We start from the raw sequence: 4957 nt of genomic DNA on the forward strand, positions 1-4957 counted from the left end.
ATATACTAGCGACACAAGTTGATGACATTCCTGAGACACCTATCCCCGAACGTGAATTGACGTTTGATCGATTTTTGGACAAGATTCTAAGTCATCAGTTTCGGGAGCAAAACCCCGAAGTACAGTTTGCAGAGCGTGTGGCGATGATTGCCAAACTAGAAGCAGACGAAGGCGTTTACCCACTACCAGATCGTTATAAAATCCATTTAATACTGACCGCGCTGTGGGAAGATGGTAGCGCGTACTCTAGAGCCATTTTAAAACAAGCTATCAGTGAGCTACCAGTCAACTACGGTGTGTGGAAAGGTTTAAAACGTATTTATAAGCAGGCTGAGTTTTCTCAAGATTATGAGATTTTTGGCCAAATAGCCGCCAAGATTGATTTACAACGTTTTGATCAGACACCCAAAGCCAATGTTAGCTTCGCAACCAAAACGTATATGAGCCTCAGAGCATGGCGATATTTGCGCCAACTGGGGCAGCAGATGCCGATTGGCTATATTGATGCCGCTGTCTGTGTACTCGCCAGCTATGACGAAACCATGACAGCTGGCAGTGCCGAGCAAACGAGCAGCTGGGTCCTCAATCACATTTGCTTCCACAATAGCCTAGATTATGGCGTCAATCGATTTAGCAGTCGCTCTCCTCGCAAGCTATTTGATGCAAAAGGTCGTGCGTTTTCTGAGGCGTGGCAACGAGATCCTGAACCACTTATTCAACTATTGGCTATCGCAAAAAATGAGGCTGTCAGACAGTTTGCAACCGATAGTTTAAAGCATGACTTTAAAACCCAATTACGTGATGTAAGTAACGACACGCTGCAATATCTATCGGCTGGTAAGGCGCATAGTAAAGCGCGTGATGAGATGATTGTTTGGCTACTAGAAAACTCACCTAATTTTGAAAAGTCTAAGTTTCAGACATTGGGCTTACATCAAGTCGTACTACAACTACTTCATTCACACTACCCTGCTGCCTATCAATACGCGATTGGCTATGCCAAAAGCTATGCCCAAGACTTATCACTCACTGAGCTGATGCTATTGGCGATGTCAGATTATGAGCCTGTTAGAACCTTTGCAATCAATAATATATTAAGTCGTGACCCTATTTCAGATATTGGTGTCAATGGTTGGGGGCAGCTACTAGACACAGAGCATCACCATCAAACCGCTAGCAAACAACTCAGCAAACACTTTACAAGACGCGACTTAACTCCTGAGTGGTTTTTTGAACGATTGACTAGCAGCAGACGGTACAGTGTTAAGTTTGCCATAAAAAAATTGCCTGAGCTTTATAGTGCCAAAGAGTTAGGATCTGAATACTTTATTCGCGTCGCCCAGCAACTAGATATATCAGCAGCATACGACTTCTCTGCTCATGATGACAGTTACTGCATGCACTTTGCGTTAGATCAGCTTAGGCGTTTGGATTTGAGTCAAATAAATGCTTCAGTATGGCAAGTCCTGTTATTACATCCATTGTCACAATCTACTGTTATCGACTGGATTGATGAAGATGTACTGTCAGCCGCAGCGCTTGATATGAGCTATTGGCATGCGCTTGCTTATGAGCCTGATTGGCAAGTAGCTGAATATATTGAACTATTAAAGTCCACTAGTATTATCAATCTTATAAGTAGTACTGATAATCAAGGTTTACCCCCTATTTCTGAACCTATCAAGAATTGGCAAAAGCAATTAGACTTTGATGAATACTTAGCAGAAAATGTGCAAGATTGGCTGTCTGATGTACGCCGTTTTGCGCCGATAGATCTAGGTTTCGACTGGCTTATGACGCTAGCACATAGTGAGCAAGCACTCTATCGTGAATTTGCGATTGAGCGTATTAACAAAGGCTTCTTGCCTGCCGATTTTGTTGCATATCTCGATAATGACAGTAATGAAGAAGGTAGCCCTACTGACAGCGCTTCTAGTGGTAACACTACAGGCTCGAGTAGTAATGCAGATGTTGCTACCGAAGTAGATTTGTCCGGTCAACGGTATTTGTTCACGGGCAAGATGCAAAGCATGACACGTGGCGAGGCCGAAAAAGTCGTGAAAGCAGCTAATGGTGCTATTAGTAGCGCCGTCAATGGCAAGCTAGATTATTTGGTTATTGGGGATGATGGATCACCGCTATATGGTAATGGCCGTAAAGGCAGTAAACAGCTGAAAGCTGAAGGTTTGATCGCTGATGGTGCGGCACTAAAAATCATCTCTGAAACAGCGTTCTTACAAATGCTAAGTGGTCAATCACGAGAAGTGTCCGAAGATGATATTTTTGCAGGTGCCAATGCCTTGTGGCACATGGCAACAGATGATGCTACTGCGCCTATCAGTGAGCTTGCGATCAGCTACCTAAGTCATCATCATGAACATATTTGTATGGCGTTGACAGACAGACCTGTTGATCCTGATGCGATTATCCCTTCTTCGTTCTTTGATGCTGAGCGCGTCATTCCTTTATTACAACAGCGTAACAGCCAGTTGCGAGATTTTGGCTTATTACTGAGCGAGTATGAGATGGCGACGTGGCAACCAACGCCAGCTCTATGGCTCATGATAGCTGAGTCGCCTTATACTGAGGTCACTGAGCTGTTGAAACGTGCGCTTTTAGATGAACCTTCCGTTACCAATCGCCGTTACCACATCCAGCCAACACAATTGAATGCCGATATGTTAAATGCTTTGATTGAAAGCAAAGCGCGAGTCGCTCGCCAAATCGGTATCACGCTGCTACAGCGTCACGCTCACTTCCAAGAAGTGCAGTCTTTATACCAACTGACTCAAAGCACAGACCGTGAAGTACGTTATGCTGCTGTGACCATGCTATGGAAACACTACAAGTCGCGTCACGTGTCTCCAAACTGGCAACCAAACAGTAGCGATAAAGAGGTTGCACAAGATAAAGACAGCAATACTCAACCAATCATAAAAGAACAGCCAGTAAAAACAGCAGAGAACTTGCCTGCAGAAGTCGATCAGTTATTAATGCTGCTACGCCGCGGGCTATTTGAGCTACCGCCTGGTCGTTTAGGTGGGTCGCAAGAACCCAATGCTAGTGCCAGCAATAATCAACAACGCTATTCAGATAAAAGCAATGAGACAGCTGATACAGATAGCAATATTACGCTAAAACCTATATCTGCGAGTCGTGCCAAACTGGCATTGATTGAGACTTTTCGTGATGTGGCATTGGCTGATAGTACCTTTGCGGCGCTCATTATGCCGACACTATTCACCTTTACGCACTCAGCAGGCAAGATGGAGCGTCATGCGTGTCTGGTTGCCGTCACACGGTTGTTGCATCGCTATCCTGAGCTATCCAACAATCTACAGGCAGCTGCTTCTGCTTAACGGCTTTGGCGGACAGATAACAGATATAGGTAAATACTAGTAAGCTTTTATAGCCAAAAAAAGATACTCAAAAAAATATGACGTCACCTCAACTGAGATAACACCATGAAAACAATAACACTCCCCTATTGGGGTCAAATTATTGGTTTAGTCAGTAAAGCCAATAGCACCCAAGCGGCAACTCAAAAAACAACCAAACAGGATGGGCGCAGTCTTTTTATTACTCGCCAGCAGCAAACCCAAACATCGACGCCTGTTTTGTACATCCTCGATCAACAAGGTGAGCAATTTAGCTTATCGACGACTGCATTACCTTGTGCGATGCAAGCCATCAGCCAAACAGATGACAGCACTATTGTTATGATTGGTGATGATGGTCATCTTTACCAAACGGACTGGCAAGCCAAAAAAGTTAAAAAGACCAGTGCCAAATCCTTACTTGATACACTTAAGAATAGTGATAGTGAGATAGGCTGTGCCGTTGCAATGGCACCACTACAAGATGCCTTGGCTATCTTATATCCGAAACACATCGTGGTATGGCCTTATCAAAACAGTAAGACTAGTAGTACTGCCATCATTGAGCCTTATGTATCTGCTATAGCAACATCAAATAAAGACTCTGTATTGACAGCACTAACAACGTCAAACGACGGATCATGGCTAGTTGTGGCAGATCAATCGGGAGATGTTAGTAGCTATCAATGGGCCTCAGATGAAACAAAACTTAGCTTGAGCAGCCGCAAACAGCTCCATCAAGGTAAAGTAACGGCGCTTTGTTTTGAGCCAGTCGGTCAGTATTTCTTCTCAGCAGGTGCGGATAAATACTTGTACCGTACTCATGTTCAAGGCGACCTACATCCTGTTGATAGAGCCAAGTCTAGCCAGCACAGCGAAATGATCAAGTCGCTTTGTGTGTCAGACACTCGACTGTTTACTACCGCAGATGACAAAATCGTCAAATCATGGGCATTTGATAAAGGTCAGCCAAACAGTTGTAAAGAAGATTTGGTTAAGCCGCAGCAGATTACCGTCGCAAGCTATGCTGACAAGCCTGCCATCATAGTAGTAGGTCTTGACCAAAGCTTACGTTTTATACCAATAGACATCACTCAGAGCAATGCATCAAATAGCAAGCTACTGCCAGTCACTTATGTCATAAAAGACGGCTACCACAGAATTAAACAGCTACTCTCTGATACTTCAAACAATAGCGATGTTGCGTTTAAAGAAGGCTTGGCACTGCTACAGGTACAAGCAGACAATCAAACGTTAGATTTGGTCAAAAAATTACTTGATGATAGCGACACACTCACAGCCAACCAAGCATTACAATTGGTACAGTGGGTCGCTACGACGAGTCTTGATAAGACGGCACATGTTTTAGAGCAGCAACTAAGCTCGGCGCACAGTGCAAAATTACGTCTTGCGGCATTTCATGCATTGGCAGACCGAGCCGACTCTACCGCCCGTCCGCTTAGATACTTAGAAGAGGCGTTTAAAAACCGTTACTACGAAGAGGTGATAGCTTCTGCGTTGCAAGGGTATCTAAAAGTGGCCATGCAAGATGCCACAAGCCAGCGACGAATCTTACCTAT

2 protein-coding genes are annotated in these 4957 nt (G+C 44.3%); both read left to right on the forward strand.

The window, feature by feature from the left end; all coding sequences use genetic code 11:
* Positions 1–3359: BRCT domain-containing protein (locus ACT3SX_RS13935; RefSeq protein WP_444518747.1), on the forward strand; the 3359-nt coding region annotated here is incomplete at its 5' end.
* A 105-nt stretch (positions 3360–3464) separates the two neighbouring features.
* Positions 3465–4957: hypothetical protein (locus tag ACT3SX_RS13940; RefSeq protein ID WP_444518746.1), on the forward strand; the 1493-nt coding region annotated here is incomplete at its 3' end.

The sequence above is a fragment of the Psychrobacter sp. AOP31-B2-9 genome, assembly GCF_052378005.1.
In the GTDB taxonomy this organism is placed as follows: Bacteria; Pseudomonadota; Gammaproteobacteria; order Pseudomonadales; family Moraxellaceae; genus Psychrobacter.